Source organism: Haemophilus parainfluenzae (genome assembly GCF_003253005.1).
Lineage (GTDB): Bacteria > Pseudomonadota > Gammaproteobacteria > Enterobacterales > Pasteurellaceae > Haemophilus_D > Haemophilus_D parainfluenzae_M.
Genome location: NZ_QEPZ01000001.1, coordinates 43,414 through 64,727, shown reverse-complemented (window position 1 = coordinate 64,727; position 21,314 = coordinate 43,414). Strand labels below are relative to the sequence as shown.

Here is a 21,314-nt window from a genome sequence, read left to right as displayed (position 1 = left end):
AATGAGATTAGAAGAAATTACAGAATCTGGCAGATTTAGATTTATAACTAAAGATGGTCTATCTTCAGATTTCTTTGGTCAGCTAGAGATTCTTGATGGAGGAAAAGGAAAAATTATTCTCTCTATGGTTAATCCCTCGTTATTGCCTTGCAACTTAGGAGAACAATTTAATCTGATTGGAAATCTTCATACAAATAATAATTGTATTTTTACTGATTGTTTTATTGTTTCACAGCCTGGATTTGGTTATGGCGATGTGAGCATAGTTTTTAATTACTCTTTATTAAAAGTAGACGATGATATTTTTGATAATGAGATAAAAGCCTTACAAAGCGGAAAGGATATAGCAATTAATGGAATTCGTTTTGGTATTGATAATCTTGATTTATGGGTAATCACTAACGATATTTTTAACATAGAACGATGTCGAGAAAGTAATAAAGTTTCTATAATTTGTAATATGAGGGATGATATTATTTTATATCAAGACGATATTGTAATTATTTCAGTTGTATTTTCTTATAGTTGGACAAGTTGGCCTGTTATTGTAAATGCTAAAGTATCAGAATCTCCTTATGTAGAAATAAATAAAAAAGCAGGCATATTTAGCATAGATGAGTTATGGAGCTATTTGCACAAGTTTTTATCATTAATGACACTCTTATTGGGTGAACAAACATGTATTAATTCAATGAATGCAATACATGTTAATAAGGAAAAACGTAGTTATTCTCGTTTTATTTTTCAAGGAGATTTTCTGTTAAAAGAGCAGGTTTCTTTAAGTTGACATGATATTAATTTTAGTCTAAATGATGTAATTAAACTAAATGAAGAAGTTAAACTTTTCTCAAATTGGATGGCTAGATTTGAGAAAATTGCTCCTAGTATTGAGTTATATGGAACTTATAAAATAATTAATAGTAAATATTCTGAAATTAATTTTTTATGGATGGCTCAAAGCGTAGAAGCGTTACATAGACGAATAAATGAGCGTAAGGAATATCCGGAGGTTGATTATGAGACGATGTGTAAGGGGCTAAGGGCGTGTTGTCCTAAAGAGTATCTGGCCTGGTTAGAACCAAGACTAATGTATGGTAATGAAATAAGTTTTAAAGCGAGATTAACTGATTTGCTGGATGATACAAGAAATATATTAAATAATCACTCATACGATTATCATTCGATAAAACTCGATTTTTCGGATAAAGAATTTGGAAAGTTTGTTAGTGATATTGTTCGATATCGAAATTATTATACTCATTATGATCCATCAATGAAAAAGACAAACATAGATAGGGCGAAGAAATTAATCGCATTAAGCTCATTATTAGAAGTGATATTATTAATTCAAGTTTTAAAATTTATTGGTTTAACAGATAAACACTTTTGCATCATGCTTTCAAATTGGCAGAACAAAATGGGAAAACTATTAAGAAATACTAAATTTTTATTGAAAAATTATTATAAATGATTTCTAGATACTACACGTTTCCTTATAATAATGAGCACATGCTTTAGGAGACTATCAAATTTGCTACCTCCAAAAACATCCCAAAAACCAACCTCACTTTCTCTCCAAAATCCTTAAGGTGAGTTTACCTTTGGCACCGCATTGCCAGTTTCGATTTTTGTGATTTTAGGGATTGCTGTAGCACACTTCTTCTGGCAGCGTTATTTAGATTAAAAAGAAGGGCTGATAGTGAATATCAACCCTTTTGTTTTGAGTTAAGTGCGGTCAATTTTCTCGCTGTTTTTGATTTTATGCATTTGATGATTTTCAAACGCTTTCACCAAATCTGCGACTTTCTCGCCTTCCGGTAAAACCAAATCTTGTGCGATATCATTAAGCGGCACAATCACGAATTCGCGATTTTTCATATCGTAATGAGGCACGGTTAAGCGTTCATTTTGAATGATTTGATCGCCATAAAGTAGAATATCCAAATCCAGTGTACGCTCACCCCAACGACGTAAACGTACGCGACCTTGTTCATTTTCAATGCGTTGCAATTCATCGAGCAAAGCTAAAGGTGGGCGAGTGGTTTCGATCATTGCCACTGCGTTCACATAATCCGGTTGATCTTGCGGACCTAATGGTTTGCTTTGATAAAATCCGCTGACCGATTTTAATTCGGTATTAGGAAGCGCAGAAATTGCCTCTAATGCCGAATTTAATTGTTCTGTAGGCGTATTTAAATTGCTGCCAAGGGCGATATACACTTGAACCATTAGTTAGCCGCCTTAGGTTTACGTCTGCGGTAATATTTTTTCTTCGGCGCTGGATGCAATTTTTGTTGCTCTTGAACCAACTGGCGACGTTGTTCTTGATTGCTGAGTTGGTACTCATGCCACCATTTTGCGAGTTCAACGGTTTCACCGCCTTCCACTTCAGCACGCATCGCCAATAAATCAAAGGCTGCTCGGAATTTTTGATGTTCCATTGTGCGAGCAGGGTGAGAACCAGTGCGTTTAAGCAATTGTAATTGCAACATCCAAATATCACGAATGACAGAGGTGTGACGACGAGGTGCGGCTAATGATCGGCATAATTGATCAAGCACTTCATTGCCTGCAAGGGCATAAGCATCGTGATTGTTTAAGCCACCTTCATTTTTCAACACATCCACTTTTTCGCGCAATGGATACCAGAAGAATGCCGCAAATAAGAAGGCTGGATTAATGCGTAATTTATCGGCAATGCGTTCATCCGTTGAATTTAACGAAGTTAAAATCATGCGTTCCGCAAGGCTGTCTTCTTTTTCGGTGAAATAAGGCGTTAAGCTTGGGAAAAGCTGTTCAAATAAGCCATATTGACGCAGTAATTTATAGGTTTTTACGCCATTGCCAGACTGCAATAATTTTAAGCTTTCATCGAATAAACGTGCGGGTGGAATATTTTTCAGCAATGGTGCAAGCTCACGAATGGGCTGTTCACTTGGTTTTTCCAAGAACATATCCAATTTCGCCATAAAGCGCACAGAGCGTAGCATACGCACAGGATCTTCTTGATAACGGGTTACAGGATCGCCAATCAGACGTAATTTTCCGTTTTTCAGGTCATCAATTCCGTTGAAGTAATCACGCAGCGTATTATCTTGCGGATTGTAGTAAAGGGCGTTTACGGTAAAGTCACGACGCTCCGCATCTTGTTCAATGGTGCCATACACGTTATCACGCAGTAACATTCCCTCATCGCTTTGTTTGGCTTGATTTTCGCTGCGCGCATCCGAATGGCTAGCACGGAATGTGGCCACTTCGATCACATCGCGACCAAACATAATGTGCGCAAGACGGAAACGACGACCAACTAAACGGCATTGACGTTGGAATACCGCTTGAATTTGGTCGGGACGCGCATTCGTTGCTACATCAAAATCTTTTGGGTGTTTACCTAACAATAAATCACGCAAACAACCACCAACGATATAAGCGTCATAACCTTGACGTTGCAATTTTTCTACCACGGTAATGGCATTACGGCTAAACATACGTGGGGTAATACCAAAATGAGAGGCTTTAACGGTATGTTTGTCGTGACGATGCGCTTGGGTGTTCGTTTTTTTATGGTGAGAAGAGGACGGGGCGATCTTTGGTTGTGAACGCTCTGCTTTTGAAACGCTTGGTTTTTCAGTTTTTGGCGCCGTTTTTGGGACAGGCGAATTTATATTGGTTTCAGTTTCTTTTTTAGTTTTTTTACCAAATAAATTTTTTATATAAGTAAGAATAATTTACTCCATTCTCTGTGTTAAATGCACATTTGATAAAAACACGAAAAGTGCGGTTGTTTTTGACCGCACTTTTTCATTGGGTTATTTGAATCAATTAACCTGCGACTTGTTTTTCACGAATTTCAGCAAGGGTTTTACAATCGATACAAAGATCAGCAGTAGGGCGAGCTTCTAAACGACGAATGCCAATTTCTTCCCCACAAGAATCGCAATAACCAAAATCATCGGTGTCCAATTTTTTCAATGTATATTCAATCTTTTTCATTAATTTACGCTCGCGATCGCGGTTGCGTAATTCAAGACTGAATTCTTCTTCTTGGGTCGCACGGTCAGCTGGATCTGGGAAGTTTGACGCTTCATCTTGCATATGAGCAACAGTTCTTGATGCTTCTTCCACAATTTGCTCATGCCATGCAGTTAAAATTTTTCTGAAATGAAGAATTTGATCTTCATTCATGTATTCCTCATCTTTCTTAGGTTGATAAGGTGTAACACCGGCTAAATCCAGCAAACTTAGAGATGCCTTAGACATTGATAACTCCTAATAATAGTACAGAATTTAATGACGTCCTGTCTTGTTTTTGTGATTAGTTCTTATTACTAAAAATAGCTGACATAAGAACCTAGTTATTTTAAGGGCGATATAAATAGCAGAACTTCATCTATTTAGCAAATAAATTTAGCCTGGAAATTTAAATTTTGAGATCGAGATCGCAAAAAATGGCGTAATTATTTGTTTATTTATGAGGTTAAGGCTAGGTTGCCTTATTTTCTCGCTATAAATCACACTCCAAATGAAACTCACGCTATTTCAACTGTGTATCATGCTCATCATTTCAGCCTTTTCTTTGCTTATCGTGCCTGATTTTTTACTGTTGACCTGGCAACGAGCGGGGCTGAGCATTTTATTGTTGGTTATGACCGTATTTTGTTTCCATTGGTTCAATTATTTTAAAGCCAGAAATTTTTGCATGAGCGCTATCTTGTTTTTGATTACTTTGGCTTATGCGCATTCACCAGCTTTATCGTTATTGGGACAAGCAGAAAAAATCTCCAGTTTACCGAATAAAATCACGTTAGATCTTCACATCTCAGAAATTCTTCATCAGCAAGATTATCAAACGTTGGTTGCTACGACGTCTTTATTTGATGGGAAAGAACAACAAATTTTTATTAATTGGAAAGCGCTAGAAAAGCCACAAGTAGGTGAAGTTTGGCGGGCGGATGTAAAGCTTCGCCCTATTTCGGCGAGATTAAATCATGGAGGATTTGATCGACAACAATGGTATTTTTCTAAAAGAATTATTGCCGTAGGGAATGTGAAAAGTGCGGTTAAAATTGGAGACGATTTTTCTTTCCGCACACATTTTCTGCAAAATAGCCTCAAACAGACGGAAGGGATTTCTTTACAAGGTTTACTTATTGCATTGGCATTTGGTGAGCGGGCTTGGCTGGATAATAAAACGTGGCTGATTTACCAACAAACGAATACAGCACATTTAATTGCCATTTCAGGGCTCCATATTGGTTTAGCAATGGGGATAGGCTTTTTCTTTGTTCGATTCTTGCAACTTGCACTGCCTACACGCTTTATTTCACCCTGGTTTCCGCTTTGCTTTGGTGTGTTGATTGCTTTAGGTTATGCCTATTTAGCTGGATTTAGTTTACCGACCTTTCGTGCAATGATGGCATTGCTTTTTATTGCAATCCTTCAATGTTCTCGACGATACTACGCGCCTTCGCAAATGCTGTGTTTGGTAGTGGCATTTTTGTTGTTTTGCGATCCGCTTATGCCACTTTCGGTCAGCTTTTGGCTTTCAGTTGGTGCTGTTACCTGTTTGATTGTATGGTACCGATATGTTCCCTTATCAATAATAGAGTGGCAACATAAAAAATTATCCAGCAAAGTGCGGTGGATTTTTGGTTTGTTTCATTTGCAGCTTGGGCTGCTGGTTTTATTCACGCCCATTCAGCTTTTCTTTTTTAATGGCTTGGCATTAAATGGATTCTTAGCAAATTTAATCGCAGTGCCCTTGTATAGTTTCTTACTTGTGCCATTGATTCTCTTTGCTGTATTAACCCATGGTGCATTTTCTTCTTGGCATCTTGCAAATGTGATTGCTCAAGGTATTACACAATGCCTCAGTTTTTTCCAAGGCTTGTATGTGCCGATTTCGATTAATTTATCTCTTATTCTGACCGCACTTTTAAGCCTTGTTTTTGGCGGAGTGTTATATGGATTGTATTTTGCATCTCAAGGGAAAACAAAAAATACACCGTTAAAATCGAGTCGATTTTTCACGTTAAATCATACAAAAATCTTATCAGCAAAAGATTATAAACAAGATCTATTGGGTGTAATTCTTATTTTTAGTATGTGTATGAGTACGTTAGGATATCGATATTTCACGAAACCCAAATGGCAGTTAGATACGTTAGATGTTGGACAAGGTTTAGCAACCTTAATTGTGAAAGAGGGGAAAGGTGTGTTGTATGACACGGGGCCTGCTTGGCAGAGTGGAATAGGTGGTTCTTCTATGGCGGAATTAGAGATATTACCTTATCTTCAACGAGAAGGCATTGAACTTGAAACCTTGATTTTAAGCCATGATGATAACGATCATTCAGGCGGTGCTAAAGCGATTTTAGCCGCATATCCAGAGATTGAACTGATTACACCTTCTCGTAAAAACTATGGCGAAATGCACCGCACTTTTTGTCTTCAGGGGAAACAATGGCAGTGGCGAGGGCTTGATTTTAAAGTTCTTTCACCAACGCAAATAACAGATAGGGCGGAGAATCCGCAATCTTGCGTGATTTTATTCACGGATAGACAGTATCAAATTCTTTTAACCGGTGATGCGGATGTGGCAACAGAAAGATCTTTTGCTGAAAACCTAGGCAAAATTAATGTGTTGCAGGTGGGGCATCATGGTAGTAAAACTTCAACAGGCGAGATTTTACTGGCACAGACAAAACCTGATCTTGCCTTAATTTCAAGCGGACGATGGAATCCGTGGAATTTCCCTCATCCAACAGTCATTGAACGATTAAATCGTTATCAAAGTGCAGTCGAAAATACCGCTATTTCAGGTCATATAAGGTTAAATTTTACTGAAAAAAGCATTGAAATTGAAAAGGCAAGAGGGGATTTTTCACCTTGGTTTGCCCGTGTAATTGGATTATCCCCGAAATAACAGGTACAATGCAGCCAATTTTTATTAAGACAATGTGATGCAAGAACAAACTATGCAAGATAAAGATTTCTCAACCTCGCAAACTTTTAAGCGTTTATGGCCGATGATTTCACCTTTTAAATCAGGTTTATTTGTCGCTGCTATCGCTCTCGTTTTTAATGCATTGGCTGATTCTGGCCTGATTTATATGCTTAAACCGTTGCTCGATGATGGTTTTGGGAAAGCAGATCATTCCTTCCTAAAACTGATGGCGTTTGTTGTGGTTGGTATGATTATGTTGCGTGGTGTGACTAACTTTATTTCCAGCTATTGCTTGGCTTGGGTGTCTGGCAAAGTGGTGATGATTATGCGTCGCCGCTTGTTTAAACATTTGATGTTTATGCCGGTAAGTTTCTTTGATCGTAATTCAACGGGGAAATTGCTTTCTCGTATTACTTACGATTCAGAAATGATTGCCAATTCTTCCTCTAATTCATTAGTGACCATTATACGTGAGGGGGGCTATTTAATTTCATTGCTCGTGGTGATGTTCTACACTAGTTGGGAACTGACCTTGGTTCTTTTCGTTATCGGACCAATTATTGCGGTGCTTATTAGCTTTGTATCGAAGATCTTCCGTAAGCTTAGTAAAAACATGCAAGATTCTATGGGGGAATTAACCTCTGCGACGGAACAAATGCTAAAAGGGCATAAAGTGGTGCTTTCTTTTGGTGGTCAGTTAGTGGAAGAAGAGCGTTTCGATAAAGTGAGTAATGATATGCGTCGTAAAGGTATGAAAATGGTGACAGCAGATGCCATTTCAGATCCTGTTGTACAAGTGATTGCCTCTTTGGCATTAGCGGCAGTGCTTTATTTGGCAACCACACCATTAATTGCAGAACATAATTTAACGGCAGGTTCTTTCACTGTCGTCTTTTCTTCCATGTTAGCGATGATGCGTCCGTTAAAATCGTTGACGAATGTAAACTCACAATTCCAACGAGGCATGGCGGCTTGTCAGACATTATTTTCGATCTTGGATTTGGAAACAGAGAAAGATAATGGCACATATAAAGCCGAACCCGCAAAAGGTGATTTAGAATTTAAAAACGTGAGTTTTGCTTATGAGGGTAAAGAAGAGAAAGCCTTAAATAATATCTCTTTTAATGTGCCTGCAGGCAAAACCGTGGCTTTAGTAGGACGTTCAGGTTCGGGTAAATCAACGATTGCCAATTTAGTGACGCGTTTCTACGATATCGATGAAGGTGAGATTTTATTAGATGGCGTGAGAATTCAAGATTATCGTTTGTCTAATTTACGTGAGAATTGTTCTGTTGTTTCTCAACAAGTGCATTTATTTAATGATACGATTGCCAATAATATCGCCTATGCGGCAGAAGATAAATACAGCCGTGAGCAAATTATCGAAGCAGCAAAAGCGGCTTATGCCCTAGAGTTTATCGAGAAACTTCCACAAGGTTTTGATACCGTTATTGGTGAGAATGGCGCAAGTCTTTCTGGTGGTCAACGTCAGCGTTTAGCGATTGCTCGTGCGTTACTACGTAATTCACCTGTCTTAATTTTAGATGAAGCGACTTCTGCACTCGATACCGAATCTGAACATGCGATTCAGTCTGCATTAGAAGAGCTGAAAAAAGATCGTACGGTATTAGTGATTGCACATCGTTTATCAACCATTGAAAATGCTGATGAAATCTTAGTCATTGAACATGGTGAAATTAAAGAACGTGGTACGCATCAAGATTTATTAGCGCTTGATGGTGCGTATAAACAATTAAACAGTATGCAGTTTAGCGGATAAAATAATAAGGGCGAACCGATGTGTTCGCCCAAAATCAATATAGGATAAATGAAATGCCTTTTTGGTACTCTAATTCAAAGCTTGCTTGGTTGCTTCTTCCTTTTTCACTGCTATTTTGGTTGATTAGCCAAATTCGCCGAGCTCTATTTTCTCTTAATATTTTATCCTCTTATAAATCTCCGAAACCGATCATTATTGTCGGCAATCTTTCTGTTGGTGGAAATGGTAAAACCCCTGTCGTTGTCTGGTTAGTTGAAGAGTTACAAAAACAAGGATTAGCTGTAGGCGTGATTTCTCGTGGCTATGGTAGCCAATCTAAAACCTATCCTTTACTTGTCACACCTAAAACAGATCCTGTTCAAGGGGGCGATGAACCTGTTTTAATCGCTAAAAGAACAGGTGTACCCGTGGTGATTTCACCGAATCGTCAACAAGCTATTGAATTACTTTTGAAAACACAGGATTGCGATCTCATTATTTCTGATGATGGATTACAACATTATAAGTTGCGACGTGATATTGAAATTGTTGTGATGGATGCAGAGCGAGCTTTAGGGAACGGCTTTGTGCTACCTGCTGGGCCTTTGCGTGAGTTACCAAGTCGTTTAAAAAATGTGGACTTTGTGATTACTAATGGCGGAAAAAATGCTTATTCTGATGCCATTATGCAATTAGTTCCTCATTATGCCATTAATTTATTGACGGCAGAAAAACGATTACTAAGTGAGTTTACCCAAGGTTCAGCCATTGCGGGAATTGGTAACCCACAGCGTTTTTTCACGATGTTGGAAAATCTAAATATTCGTTTAGAAAATACGAAAGCTTTTCAAGATCATCAACATTTTGAGCCGCAATTATTAGAAAAACTCGCTGAAAACCAACCGCTCTTTATGACCGAAAAGGACGCAGTAAAATGCCAAGCTTTTGCTAAAGAGAATTGGTGGTATGTTCCAGTTGATGCGGAGATTGTTGAGGCTGAAAACCAAGGCCAAAAACTTCCACAATTGTGGGGAAAAATCCGTCATTTAGTTTAACTCTATTCGAGTGAAATATGCGTGAGAAACTCAATCCTCGATTATTAGAAGTGATCGCTTGCCCGCGATGTTTGGCAAGATTGAAATACGATCAAGAAAATCAACGGCTCATTTGCCCTTTTGAGCAAGTGGCGTATCCTATTGAAAACGGCGTACCGGTTTTGTTGGCAGAAAAAGCCGAAACACTGAAAGAATAAGGAATGATTATGTCATTTACAGTTATTATCCCTGCTCGTTTTGCATCGAGCCGCTTACCAGGTAAACCTTTAGCTGATATTGCCGGTAAACCCATGATTCAACATGTTTTTGAGAAAGCTCAACAATCAGGCGCGAGCCGAGTTATTATTGCCACAGATAACGAACAAGTTGAAAAGGCAGCAAAAGCTTTTGGGGCAGAAGTTTGTATGACATCAGAAGCACATAATTCTGGTACTGAGCGTTTAGCGGAAGTGGTAAGTAAGCTTGGTATTGCTGATGATGAAATTATTGTAAACATCCAAGGGGATGAGCCGTTAATTCCACCCGTTATTGTGAGTCAAGTGGCAGAGAATTTAGCGAAGTTTAACGTGAATATGGCGACACTTGCGGTAAAAATTCACGAAGCGGAAGAGTTATTTAACCCAAATGCTGTGAAAGTCGTCACCGATAAAGATGGCTACGTTTTATATTTTTCCCGTTCCGTGATGCCTTACGATCGTGACCAGTTTATGCAATTAGCGGATACCTCAAAGGCACAACTGGCTGATGCGTATCTTCGTCATATTGGTATTTATGCTTATCGTGCAGGCTTTATTAAACAATATGTGCAATGGGCACCAACGCAGTTAGAAAACTTAGAGAAATTAGAGCAACTCCGTGTATTGTGGTACGGTGAGCGTATCCATGTGGAATTGGCGAAAGAAGTCCCTGCTGTTGGTGTGGATACAGCTGAAGATTTAGAAAAAGTGCGGTCAATTTTGGCGTAGTTTTTACTGATGTTTGATTCTAAAAAGTTTCTCTCAGACGTTTCTCATGAACCTGGTGTTTATCGTATGTATGACGATAAAGATCAGGTTATTTATGTGGGCAAAGCGAAAGATCTAAAAAAGCGCCTTTCCAGCTACTTCCGAAAAAACTTAAGCAGCAAAAAAACAGAAGCCTTGGTGTCGTCAATTCATCATATTGATACGACGATTACTTCTTCAGAAACTGAAGCGTTATTGCTAGAGCACAACTTCATTAAACTTTATCAACCTCGTTATAATGTGTTATTGCGAGATGATAAATCCTATCCTTTTATTTTATTGACAAAAGAACGCCATCCTCGCATTACTTCTTATCGCGGAACGAAAAAAATTGCAGGTGAGTATTTCGGGCCTTATCCTCATGCGGGTGCAGTGCGTGAAACCTTGTCGTTAATGCAAAAATTATTCCCTGTTCGTCAATGTGAAAATTCGGTTTATAACAATCGTTCCCGCCCTTGTTTGCAATATCAAATCGGGCGTTGCTCCGCACCTTGTGTGGCAGGTTATGTGACAGATGAGGAATATAACCAACAAGTTGAATTAGCACGACTATTTTTACAAGGGAAAGATCAGCAAGTATTAGATTATCTCATTGGCAAAATGGAGCAGGCGAGCCGAGACTTGGATTTTGAAGGCGCGGCACGTTATCGTGACCAAATTCAAGCGGTTCGTGCTGTTATCGAAAAACAATTTGTTTCCAATGAGCGTTTGGACGACATGGATATTATGTCCATTGCGTATCAGCACGGTTTAGCTTGTGTTCAGGTAATGTTTATTCGTCAAGGTAAAGTATTAGGTAATCGCAGTTATTTTCCGAAAGTGCCTGCTAATACTGATTTATCTGAACTCACAGCCACTTTTGTTGGGCAGTTCTATTTGCAAGGTCATCAGGGAAGAAGTATCCCAAATAGTATTATTGTGGATCATAAATTAGATGAAAAAGCGGAGCTTGAGGCCTTATTAACTGAACAAGCTGGCCGAAAAGTAGTGATACAAGAATCCGCTAAAGGTGATAAAGGCAAGTATTTGCAGTTGGCACAAATTAATGCCAAAGCGGCTTTAGCGACTCAACTTAAACAATCTTCCCGAATGCACGAACGTTATCAAGCGCTTTGTGAATTGCTCGATATGCCTGAAATTAAACGCATGGAATGCTTTGATATTAGCCATACGATGGGTAATCAAACCGTGGCATCCTGTGTAGTCTTTAATCAGGAAGGCCCACTGAAATCAGACTATCGTCGTTTTAATATTGAAGGCATTACTGGCGGCGATGACTATGCCGCGATGGAGCAAGCCTTAAAGAAACGTTACGACCGCGATCTTGATGAAGATAAAATTCCCGATATTATTTTTATTGATGGTGGTAAAGGACAACTTAATCGTGCTTTAGAGGTGTTCTATCAACTTAATGTAAAATGGGATAAAAACCGACCGCACTTAATTGGTGTTGCAAAAGGTGTAGATCGTCGAGCGGGACAAGAAGTGTTGATTATCAGCAAACAAGATCGTGAAATCCATTTGCCGGATGATAGCCTTGCACTGCATTTAATCCAACATATTCGAGATGAAAGCCATAATCATGCGATTAGCGTCCATCGTCAAAAACGCCAAAAAGCCTTTACCCAAAGTGTATTGGAAACCATTGAAGGGGTAGGTGCTAAACGACGCCAAGCCTTGTTGAAATATTTAGGTGGATTGCAAGGTGTCAAAAATGCCACGTTGGATGAAATCGCCTCTGTACCTGGTATTTCTAAAGCGTTAGCAGAAAAGATTTTCGAGACCTTAAAAAGTTAGGAAAAATCTTGATTTTCTACGCGAACTGTCTATGATTCAACCTTTCGGATTTTATATAGGAACATATTATGTTTGAATGGCTTGTTGATCCCGAAGCATGGATTTCATTGCTAACTTTAACCGCACTTGAAATCGTCTTGGGTATCGATAACATTATTTTTATTAGTATTTTAGTGGGACGTTTACCTGCGAATCAACGCCAATCTGGTCGTATTATCGGTCTTGGGTTAGCGATGATTACCCGTATTTTACTTCTTGTTTCCCTTTCTTGGATGATGAAATTAACGGAACCACTGTTCACTTTAGTCGGTCAGGAAATTTCAGGCCGCGATTTGATTTTATTCCTTGGGGGCTTATTCCTGATTGTGAAAAGTACAGGCGAAATTAAAGAAGCGATGCATCCTGAAGCACATCATGAAGAAGAGAATAACAAGAAGAAAGTCAGTTATTTGGGTGTATTAATCCAAATTGCGATTTTAGATATTGTGTTTTCTTTAGACTCAGTGATCACAGCCGTAGGGATGGCAAATCACCTTCCAGTGATGATCTTAGCAATTATGATTGCAGTAGGTGTGATGATGTTTGGGGCGAAACCAATTGGTGATTTTGTTGATACCCACCCAACATTGAAGATTTTAGCCTTAGCATTCCTAATTTTAGTTGGAGTAAGTTTAATTGCTGAAAGTTTGGATATCCATATTCCAAAAGGCTACATTTACTTTGCAATGGGCTTCTCAGCAGTAGTTGAAATGCTCAACATCAAAATGCGAAAATCACTTGGTCATTAAATCATATAAAAAGGCGGAACAATGTGTTCCGCCTTTTTTTAGTCATTATAGAATACCCCTTTCCCATATAAATACAGCGTGACTTGTTCGCCAGTATGATATTCGTTAATGAGATCTTCATTGATATTCAATTCATAACCGCTAACATCAATACAAATATTGATAGCTCGTCCTCTTGATTCAATCCGTTTAATCTCACCGTTAAAAGAAGCGGTCGGATCTTGGATTTTTTTCGCAAGAGAGAATTGCTCAGGGCGGAATAACACTTTCCCTTGTGTATGGCCATTTCCTTTATTTTCGACGGCAATTTCACCTAATTGACAGGTCGCGATGCTATCGCTTTTTAATGTTGCAGGAAGAATAATGCTGTCCCCAATAAATTTAGCAATAGACAAATACTGAGGTGACCAATAGAGCGTTTTAGGTGTCGCAATTTGGAGAATTTTTCCTTCTTGAATCACTGCGATTTTGTCTGCATGACATAGCGCTTCATCACGATCATGGGTCACGAATACGGCAGAGGAACCACTTTCTCTTAATACTTGCAACATATCGTAACGAATTTGATTTCTTAGATGTTCATCTAACGCACTAAATGGCTCATCAAACAGGATTAACTCAGGGCTTGGTGCAAGTGCTCGAGCAAGTGCGACACGTTGCTGTTGACCACCGGAAAGCTGGTGTGGAAAACGGTCAGCTAAGCTACTAATGCCCGTGAGTTTCATCACTTCCTGTATTCGTTGTTTTTCCTCTTCCGTTTTTCCTTTACCATCGCCTAAGCCATAAGCAATGTTGCGGTAAACATTTAAATGAGGAAATAACACGCCTTCTTGTACCACATAGCCTAATTTGCGCTGCTGGGTTGGCACATTGAGGTTTTCTTTAAAAATAGGTTGATTCTTTAACCAAATCTCACCGCTTGTTGGTTGTTCAAAACCAGCAATGCTACGCAATAAGGTGGTTTTTCCACAACCGGATGCACCGAGAAGAAACAGAATTTCACCTTTCTCTAATTGCAGAGAGATATTGTGTAGAACCTGGTGCCCATTAAAGGATTTATTCAAATTTTTAATGTCGAGTAATGTTGTCATTTTTATCTTCTCGTTATTTAAAACCGTATCGTTTCAGTAAAAATACAGGAATCCCTGAAAATAGCACTAACATAATGGCATAAGGCGTTGCTGCCGCATATTGTGCATCAGAGGTGTATTCCCATACGGCGGTTGAAAGCGTTTTAATGTCATTTGGGGTCAGCAATAGGGTTGCGGTGAGCTCTTTCATTAAGTTTAAGAACACTAAAGCAAAGGCGGCTGCAATCCCTGGCAACATGGCTGGAATAACTAAGGTACGGAAAATATAAAAGTTGCTACGGCCTAAGCTTTGCCCTACCTTTTCAATGTTACTAGACATTTGTTCAAGCGAGCTACGCAAGGTCGTTTGCGCCATTGGAAGATAAAGCATAAAGTAGGCGACGATAACCATGGCAAAGGTTTGATAAAGCGAATACGCATAGTTGATGGTAAAGAAGACCAATGATAATGCGATAACAAGCCCTGGCACAGCGTGAAGTAGATAAGGGATTCGATCAAGCCAAATCGTCAATTTACTGCGATAGCGTACCGCAGCCCATACCAATGGTAGTGCACAAATAACGGTAAGTGTTGCACCCAGTGTTGATATAGTCAGTGAATTTGTGAAGGCGGTAAAAAATTCCCCAAAATCGACCGCACCTTCAATGGAGCTTCCCACAGTTAGCCAATAAATCAGCATAGTAATCGGCACACCAATACTGAGCACAAAAATGGTCGTGAAAAAGCTCACGACTAAAATTTGTTTTCCTGCTGAGAGGGTTTTCAACGGATACGGACGTATTACGCCTTTGCCGCTTTGATAGAGTGTTTGTGTGCCTCTAAAACGAATTTCCCCCATCACAACAAAGATACAGATCACCATTAACACACCAGAAAGTAAGGCGGCGGTGTTGTTATTAAAGGCCATTTCATATTCTTGGAAAATTGCCGTAGTGAAGGTTTGGTAATTTAAAATAGACACGGCGCCAAAGTCTACCAACATATGAAGCGCAATTAATAATACGCTGCTACCGATGGCGGGTTTGAGTTGTGGAAAAATCGCATGCCAAAATGTGTAAGCATGGCTTTTAGCTAATGAAAGGCTCACTTCTTCTAAAGAGCGGTCGAGTCTTTTTAAGGTCGCCGCGACAGGGAGATAAGCAAGCGGGAAAGAACTCAGCGTCATAATGCCGATGGTTCCCCAGAAGCCTTCCACTCTGAAGGTAAGACTGATCCACGTAAAACAACTGACAAAAGCCGGAATACAAAGAGGGAGCGTCATGGCTACTTGGAAAAAGCCTTTTCCCCAAAAGCGATAACGTTCTAATAAAAACGCACATAGTGTGCCGAGAATAATGGCAAAAAGTGTGACAAATACCATTAAAAGTAGGGTATTACTGAGCAATTCCCACATTCTTGGGCGCCAAAGTAATTCAATGCTGCGAGCCAATCCGACATCTGCAGCACGCTCAATAACATATAAAAAAGGGAGTAATAATGGCAAACTAATCAGCACGATTAAGGCTATAAGCCAGCGAGGTGGGCGATTAGACACAGAAAAATCCTTTGAAAATATTAGTGTAGAGTAAATAACAGAAGGGCGTGTATTACACGCCCTATATTGCATAGCAAATTAAACTTATTTCAAACCAGCTTCTTCAATAAGTTTATTGGCGTTGTCTTTGTCTTCAGCAGTGGTTGCCGAAACAACAGGCGCTTCTAATTTCGCATAAGGTTCCATGTTAAATGGAGAAACCACATCGGTACGAAGTGGGTATTCTGCACGTACTGAAACAAACGCTTGTTGTCCTTCTTTACTTGCTAAGAAATCAACGAATTTTTTCGCTTCTTCTTTATTTTTAGAACCTTTTAATACCGCTGCACCAGAATAGGTCACTAATGCACCTGGATCTTGATGACGAATGAAGTAAAGACGTGTTTTGAGGTTATCAGCACCTTTTTCTTTTGCCAAAGTATACCAGTAATAGTTGTTGATTAACGCTGCTGGTACTTCACCATTTTCAACCGCTTGAAGGGCAACACTGTTTTTCGCATAAAGTTTACCGTTTTCTTTTAGGCCTTTTAACCATTTAAGAGCAGCATCTTTACCTTTTAATTTGGTAATCGCAACAACTTGCTCTAAGAATGCGCCTGAAGTTGGAACGTAACCAATTTTATCTTTCCATTTTGGTGTTGCATAATCTAACACGGATTTTTCCATGTCTTTTTCAGATAATTTAGTGTGATCGTAAACCACAACACGAGAACGACCGCTTAATGCGACCCAGTCTTTTTTCGGTGCAACAGGCACACCCTTGTGTGCAGTTTGTTTAATAGTATCTGCAGAAAGCGGTTCTAATAAGCCCGCATCAGACAGAGCAGCGAAAGGTGCAGTTTGTTCAGAAAAGAATACGTCAGCAGGGGTTTTATCGCCCTCTTCTTTTAATTGACCTGCAAGTTGATCACTTTTAGCACTGTTTAAGGTCACTTTAATGCCCGTTGCTTTTGTAAATGCATCAGCAACAGCTTGAGAACCTTCTTTGTGCTGGCCGTTGTAAACGGTAATATCGGCAAAGCTACTTGCTGAGAATGTAAGCGCGGCAGCGAGTGTCGCAATTTTGAAAGATTTGAATGTCATTGAAAACTCCTTGTTTTATGAGAATGAATGTTTTAGTTAAGTTTGAATAGCCTTTATTCTATTTATAAATTTGTTTAAATGCAAATAATTCTCAAATTTTCTTTTAGCAAAACAAAAGGAGAGCGGTTAGCTCTCCTTCAATATATTGATTGCTTTGAATTTTGCTTATAGTGTGGCTGGTTGAGTGTAACCCAAGTTTGCTAATACTGTACAAATAGAATCACATAATCCTGAACAATCAAACTCTTCATCAATGAGTTTTTCGTTGTTGTTCATATCTTTGTAGCTATTTTGAATTAAATATGCTTTGAGTGATGAATTAAGCGCTGCTTTAGTTGTCGGTTTTTCCATTTGAGACATCACATAAAGATGGAGTGCATTTAAATTTTCAACGCCTCCATTATACATATTGCCCGCACCGATATATTGATCTGCACCTTCTAATAAGACTTGTATATATTGAGTAAATCGTTTTGGTACATAAGTTTTGTTATCTTCAAATGTATATGTTTGATAAGGTGTGAGAAAAACATTGATATAACCCAAGATAATTGCTAACAATACGGAAGAGTAAATTTTATCCTCTGTGAGGTTTGCAAATTCTTTATGTTCAGCAACGTAATCAATTAATGATTGAGTAGTGAAATTACCTACTTGATAGATAAAGTGTTCAAGTAATTTTTCTACATCTTGATTATTGAATATATTACCTAGATTATTTTCTCTACCTTGATTAATGAAGGTTAATTTATCCAATAAACTTATATCTATATTCTCGGTGCGGTTAATTTTATCTTGTAAATGAGCATGGCATAGTAAACTTCTTCTAAATGCTACATCGTAAAGATAATCGAGGCATTGCTCACGTGCGATATAATCTGTTTCTGATAATTGATTGATCATGTCTTGTAAATGTTGTGGCATCCAAGAAATATATGAAAGTTGGAAATCTGTATCACCAATATAAGCTAATTGATGTTGATGTAGGCTATCAACAAATTGATTCAAATAGAGAGGATGGTTATTATATTCGAGATATTCATGGGCAACATAATGGTTGTCTTTTGTTTGAATTCCATCAAAATTCTCAATTCTACTTTGATTTTTAGATTTTTCAGACTCAATCGATTTAATTGCATCTGAGAATAATTGAACAACGGCTTTGCCACGACGAGTTTGCTCAGAGAGCGGTAAATTCTGAGTGTATTTATTCGCATAAAGCATAATATCACGTGCAACTTCTCGGCTTTTCCAACCGGGATAGGTGTTGTAAGAAATATAAGCAATACCATTTGGCTTTAAATTCTCACGACAAACTTCAAGGATTTTATCTTTAACATTATCAGGTACCCAAGAATAAATACCATGCACGATGATATAGTCAAACATGCCAAATTCAGGCGTAATATCGAGAATATTTTTTGTTTCTAAACGAACGTTTGTTAATCCCATTGATTTAATAATTTCATTACCTTGAGTAATTTGACTATCTGCTAAATCAATGCCGACAAATTCAGTATCTGGATAATAAACCGCTTGAGAAATTAAGTTTCCACCAAAAGAAGAACCTAATTCTAATACTTTAGCACCTTTGAGTGCTGGTGGGGTTAATCCCCATAATGTTGCATTTCCTTCCAAAAGCGCAATGCTCGTGTAAGAAAAGGGTTTTGAGTAGTATCTAAGTTCGTCGTAGCGGTTATTTTGTTTGGTCATAATCTATCCAGTTTGTCACATAATTGAGGGCACATATTATAGAGGGAATAGGGATGAAAACAAAGCGATGATTATTTCCCATGAAGTGGTAATTACGCTAGAATAACCGCAATTTTCACCAGCTTAGTATCCTCATTAGATAGATTTTCTTATATCAAAATTTCATATTCCATTCTATTTTCTTACTTCTCCCCACGTTGATTTTTCTCCATAATGTCTGGTAGAAATTTCTAATAAGGACAGATATGAATATTCAGCAAATTATTAAACAACATCATTTAGAACTCTTATTTCAACAGGGCTCTTTCGGCATAGAGAAGGAAAGTCAACGGGTATATGCAGATGGTTCAATTGTGACGTCACCGCATCCTAAAGCTTTTGGTAATCGTCGTTTTCATCCTTATATTCAAACTGATTTTGCAGAAAGTCAGTTGGAATTGGTAACCCCTCCGATGAAAAAATTAGAGGATACATTACGTTGGCTTTCAGCCATTCATGAAGTGACTTTGCGAACTTTACCGGAGGATGAATTTATTTTTCCTTTTAGTATGCCTGCAGGGTTACCACCAGAAGAGCAAATTAAGGTTGCACAATTAGATAATCAGGAAGATGTGGCTTATCGTGAGCATTTAGTCCAGTCTTACGGTAAATATAAGCAAATGGTCAGTGGTATTCATTACAATTTTCAAATTGACCCTAAGTTTATTGATGCCTTATTTCATGCACAAAATGAAACACAAAGTGCGGTTGATTTTCAAAATGATTTTTACCTAAAAATAGCAAAAAACTTCTTACGCTATCAATGGATTCTGCTTTATCTGTTTTCTGCAACACCGACGGTAGAGGATAAATATTTCAGAGGCAATTCCCCTCTTAAACCGCATCAATATGTGCGGAGTTTACGTTCAGGGAAATATGGTTATGTGAATGATCCGAAGATCCACGTTTCTTATGACAGTTTGCAAGAGTATGTTGAGACGTTAGAACACTGGGTGAAATCGGGTGATTTGATTGCGGAAAAAGAGTTTTACTCAAGCGTACGTTTGCGAGGTGCTAAAAAAGCGCGCGATTTACTTCAAAAAGGAATTCAATATTTAGAATTTCGTTTGTTTGATCTCAATCCGTTTGCACCTTATGGAATGGAACTCGCTGACGCAAAATTCATTCATTATTTTATTTTGTTAATGGCATGGCTTGACGATACCGCTGATCAAGAGGGCCTAAAATTAGGTAAAGCACGTCTTGCTGAAGTGGCATGGGAAGACCCAAGACAGCAAAGTGCTTATGCGGTAGAAGGGGAATTAGTCCTCCTTGAAATGCTCAAAATGCTTGAGCAACTCAATGTGAGTGATGAGATTAAAACGATTGTTAAAGACAAATTAGGACAATTTGCGGATCCAAGCCAAACGCTTTGTGCAAAAGTGGTTGCGGCAATTGAACAGGTCGGCAGTTACCAACAATTAGGGGCCGATATTGCGCAATCTAATAAAGCAAAAGCCTTTGAACGTTTTTATGCATTAACTGCGTTTGATAATATGGAACTGTCCACACAAGCGTTATTGTTTGATGCAATCCAAAAAGGGCTAAAGATTGAGATTTTAGATGAACGCGATCAATTTATCAGTCTTCAATTTGGCGATCATTTGGAATATGTGAAAAACGGTAATATGACTTCTCACGATAGCTATATTTCCCCGCTCATTATGGAAAATAAAGTGGTGACGAAGAAAGTGTTAGCGAAAGCCGGATTTAATGTACCGCAAAGCATCGAGTTTACCAATGTGAAAAGTGCGGTCGAAAATTTCCCACTTTTTGAGAATCGAGCTGTCGTGATTAAGCCAAAATCAACGAATTTTGGTTTAGGGATCAGTATTTTCCAACAAGGTGTAACGGATAGAGATGATTTTGCAAAAGCAGTAGAGATTGCTTTCCGTGAAGATAAAGAGATCATGGTTGAAGATTATCTACTTGGCACTGAATATCGCTTTTTTGTGCTGGGGGATCAAACATTAGCCGTCTTATTACGTGTTCCAGCAAATGTAATTGGAGATGGTGTACATACTGTTGTTGAATTAGTTGCCGCTAAAAATGATCATCCTTTACGGGGCGATGGCAGTCGTACGCCATTGAAAAAAATAGCATTGGGGGATATTGAGCAGTTGCAGCTTAAGGAGCAAGGATTAACCGTGAATTCTATTCCTGCAAAAGATCAACTTGTTCAATTACGTGCGAATTCTAATATTAGTACAGGCGGTGATTCTATTGATATGACGGATGAAATGCATGCCAGTTACAAAGAAATTGCGGTAGGGATTAGCAAGACAATGGGGGCGGCAGTTTGTGGTGTAGATTTAATTATTCCTGATTTGAAACAGCCGGCAGAACCGAGTTTACATTCGTGGGGTGTGATTGAGGCAAACTTTAATCCTATGATGATGATGCATATTTTTCCATTTAGTGGACAATCTCGACGATTGACAATGAATGTGATTAAAATGCTTTTCCCTGAATTGCCTTAATTTGGTTATCGGGCTTCATCAGTTG

17 protein-coding genes are annotated in these 21,314 nt (G+C 38.6%); 10 read left to right on the top strand and 7 right to left on the bottom strand.

Annotation, left to right across the window (positions count from 1 at the left end; all coding sequences use genetic code 11):
* Window position 1: 1 nt before the first annotated feature.
* A complete protein-coding gene (locus DPV97_RS09705; RefSeq protein WP_070714241.1) occupies window positions 2-787 on the top strand; it encodes an ApeA N-terminal domain 1-containing protein in 786 nt (261 codons plus the stop codon).
* A 69-nt stretch (window positions 788-856) separates the two neighbouring features.
* Complete coding sequence (locus tag DPV97_RS09700) at window positions 857-1,471, top strand: HEPN domain-containing protein (RefSeq protein WP_070714243.1); 615 nt, start codon at window positions 857-859, stop codon at window positions 1,469-1,471.
* 254 nt (window positions 1,472-1,725) lie between these two features.
* Here the strand turns inward: DPV97_RS09700 and folK are convergent, their stop codons facing one another.
* From folK to dksA, 3 genes are all read right to left on the bottom strand, one after another.
* Complete coding sequence (folK, locus tag DPV97_RS00285) at window positions 1,726-2,229, bottom strand: 2-amino-4-hydroxy-6-hydroxymethyldihydropteridine diphosphokinase (RefSeq protein ID WP_014065105.1); 504 nt, start codon at window positions 2,227-2,229, stop codon at window positions 1,726-1,728.
* Window positions 2,229-3,587: a polynucleotide adenylyltransferase PcnB gene (pcnB, locus tag DPV97_RS00280; RefSeq protein ID WP_083313298.1), complete on the bottom strand. Its 1,359-nt coding sequence runs from the start codon at window positions 3,585-3,587 to the stop codon at window positions 2,229-2,231. The genes folK and pcnB overlap by 1 nt, the downstream gene beginning before the upstream one ends.
* Window positions 3,588-3,822: 235 nt before the next feature.
* Window positions 3,823-4,260 carry an RNA polymerase-binding protein DksA gene (gene dksA / locus DPV97_RS00275; RefSeq protein WP_014065107.1) on the bottom strand — a complete coding sequence of 146 codons (438 nt, stop codon included), beginning with the start codon at window positions 4,258-4,260 and terminating at the stop codon, window positions 3,823-3,825.
* A gap of 262 nt (window positions 4,261-4,522) precedes the next feature.
* On the opposite strand from dksA, the gene DPV97_RS00270 reads away from it, so the two are divergent.
* The 7 genes from DPV97_RS00270 to DPV97_RS00240 all read left to right on the top strand — a co-directional run bounded on the left by DPV97_RS00270 (window position 4,523) and on the right by DPV97_RS00240 (window position 13,349).
* A complete protein-coding gene (locus DPV97_RS00270) occupies window positions 4,523-6,925 on the top strand; it encodes a DNA internalization-related competence protein ComEC/Rec2 (RefSeq protein WP_070714247.1) in 2,403 nt (800 codons plus the stop codon).
* Window positions 6,926-6,962: 37 nt separating this feature from the next.
* The gene (gene msbA / locus DPV97_RS00265; RefSeq protein ID WP_070714250.1) at window positions 6,963-8,726 is read left to right on the top strand and encodes a lipid A ABC transporter ATP-binding protein/permease MsbA; all 1,764 of its coding nucleotides are present in this window, start codon (window positions 6,963-6,965) and stop codon (window positions 8,724-8,726) included.
* A gap of 53 nt (window positions 8,727-8,779) precedes the next feature.
* Window positions 8,780-9,760, top strand: coding sequence for a tetraacyldisaccharide 4'-kinase (gene lpxK, locus DPV97_RS00260; RefSeq protein ID WP_070714252.1), 981 nt, complete (start codon window positions 8,780-8,782; stop codon window positions 9,758-9,760).
* Between the two features lie 17 nt (window positions 9,761-9,777).
* A complete protein-coding gene (locus tag DPV97_RS00255; protein ID WP_005696424.1) occupies window positions 9,778-9,957 on the top strand; it encodes a Trm112 family protein in 180 nt (59 codons plus the stop codon).
* Between the two features lie 9 nt (window positions 9,958-9,966).
* Complete coding sequence (gene kdsB / locus DPV97_RS00250; protein WP_070714255.1) at window positions 9,967-10,725, top strand: 3-deoxy-manno-octulosonate cytidylyltransferase; 759 nt, start codon at window positions 9,967-9,969, stop codon at window positions 10,723-10,725.
* A 9-nt stretch (window positions 10,726-10,734) separates the two neighbouring features.
* Window positions 10,735-12,561 carry an excinuclease ABC subunit UvrC gene (uvrC, locus tag DPV97_RS00245; RefSeq protein ID WP_070714257.1) on the top strand — a complete coding sequence of 609 codons (1,827 nt, stop codon included), beginning with the start codon at window positions 10,735-10,737 and terminating at the stop codon, window positions 12,559-12,561.
* Between the two features lie 68 nt (window positions 12,562-12,629).
* Window positions 12,630-13,349, top strand: coding sequence for a TerC family protein (locus DPV97_RS00240; protein ID WP_070714258.1), 720 nt, complete (start codon window positions 12,630-12,632; stop codon window positions 13,347-13,349).
* 38 nt (window positions 13,350-13,387) lie between these two features.
* On the opposite strand, the gene DPV97_RS00235 is transcribed toward DPV97_RS00240, so the two are convergent.
* The 4 genes from DPV97_RS00235 to DPV97_RS00220 all read right to left on the bottom strand — a co-directional run bounded on the left by DPV97_RS00235 (window position 13,388) and on the right by DPV97_RS00220 (window position 18,770).
* Entirely contained in the window at window positions 13,388-14,440 is a 1,053-nt protein-coding gene (locus DPV97_RS00235) for an ABC transporter ATP-binding protein (RefSeq protein ID WP_070714261.1), read from the bottom strand.
* A gap of 13 nt (window positions 14,441-14,453) precedes the next feature.
* Window positions 14,454-15,974, bottom strand: a complete 1,521-nt coding sequence (locus DPV97_RS00230) for an ABC transporter permease (protein ID WP_049370161.1) — start codon at window positions 15,972-15,974, stop codon at window positions 14,454-14,456.
* 84 nt (window positions 15,975-16,058) lie between these two features.
* Window positions 16,059-17,057, bottom strand: coding sequence for an iron ABC transporter substrate-binding protein (locus tag DPV97_RS00225; RefSeq protein ID WP_070714263.1), 999 nt, complete (start codon window positions 17,055-17,057; stop codon window positions 16,059-16,061).
* A gap of 165 nt (window positions 17,058-17,222) precedes the next feature.
* Window positions 17,223-18,770 carry a methyltransferase regulatory domain-containing protein gene (locus DPV97_RS00220; protein ID WP_070714266.1) on the bottom strand — a complete coding sequence of 516 codons (1,548 nt, stop codon included), beginning with the start codon at window positions 18,768-18,770 and terminating at the stop codon, window positions 17,223-17,225.
* Window positions 18,771-19,015: 245 nt separating this feature from the next.
* Between DPV97_RS00220 and gshAB the strand changes: the two genes are divergently transcribed.
* Window positions 19,016-21,289 (top strand): bifunctional glutamate--cysteine ligase GshA/glutathione synthetase GshB, encoded by a 2,274-nt coding sequence (gshAB, locus tag DPV97_RS00215; protein WP_070714267.1) that lies wholly within the window; start codon window positions 19,016-19,018, stop codon window positions 21,287-21,289.
* Window positions 21,290-21,314: the final 25 nt, after the last annotated feature.

Coding starts and splice junctions, on each gene's coding strand:
- DPV97_RS00240 (WP_070714258.1), top strand. CDS start 12,630: ATGTTTGAATGGCTTGTTGATCCCGAAGCATGGATTTCATTGCTAACT.
- dksA (WP_014065107.1), bottom strand. CDS start 4,260: ATGTCTAAGGCATCTCTAAGTTTGCTGGATTTAGCCGGTGTTACACCT.
- msbA (WP_070714250.1), top strand. CDS start 6,963: ATGCAAGAACAAACTATGCAAGATAAAGATTTCTCAACCTCGCAAACT.
- folK (WP_014065105.1), bottom strand. CDS start 2,229: ATGGTTCAAGTGTATATCGCCCTTGGCAGCAATTTAAATACGCCTACA.
- DPV97_RS00225 (WP_070714263.1), bottom strand. CDS start 17,057: ATGACATTCAAATCTTTCAAAATTGCGACACTCGCTGCCGCGCTTACA.
- gshAB (WP_070714267.1), top strand. CDS start 19,016: ATGAATATTCAGCAAATTATTAAACAACATCATTTAGAACTCTTATTT.
- kdsB (WP_070714255.1), top strand. CDS start 9,967: ATGTCATTTACAGTTATTATCCCTGCTCGTTTTGCATCGAGCCGCTTA.
- uvrC (WP_070714257.1), top strand. CDS start 10,735: ATGTTTGATTCTAAAAAGTTTCTCTCAGACGTTTCTCATGAACCTGGT.
- DPV97_RS09700 (WP_070714243.1), top strand. CDS start 857: ATGGCTAGATTTGAGAAAATTGCTCCTAGTATTGAGTTATATGGAACT.
- DPV97_RS00235 (WP_070714261.1), bottom strand. CDS start 14,440: ATGACAACATTACTCGACATTAAAAATTTGAATAAATCCTTTAATGGG.
- DPV97_RS00220 (WP_070714266.1), bottom strand. CDS start 18,770: ATGACCAAACAAAATAACCGCTACGACGAACTTAGATACTACTCAAAA.
- DPV97_RS09705 (WP_070714241.1), top strand. CDS start 2: ATGAGATTAGAAGAAATTACAGAATCTGGCAGATTTAGATTTATAACT.
- DPV97_RS00270 (WP_070714247.1), top strand. CDS start 4,523: ATGAAACTCACGCTATTTCAACTGTGTATCATGCTCATCATTTCAGCC.
- DPV97_RS00255 (WP_005696424.1), top strand. CDS start 9,778: ATGCGTGAGAAACTCAATCCTCGATTATTAGAAGTGATCGCTTGCCCG.
- lpxK (WP_070714252.1), top strand. CDS start 8,780: ATGCCTTTTTGGTACTCTAATTCAAAGCTTGCTTGGTTGCTTCTTCCT.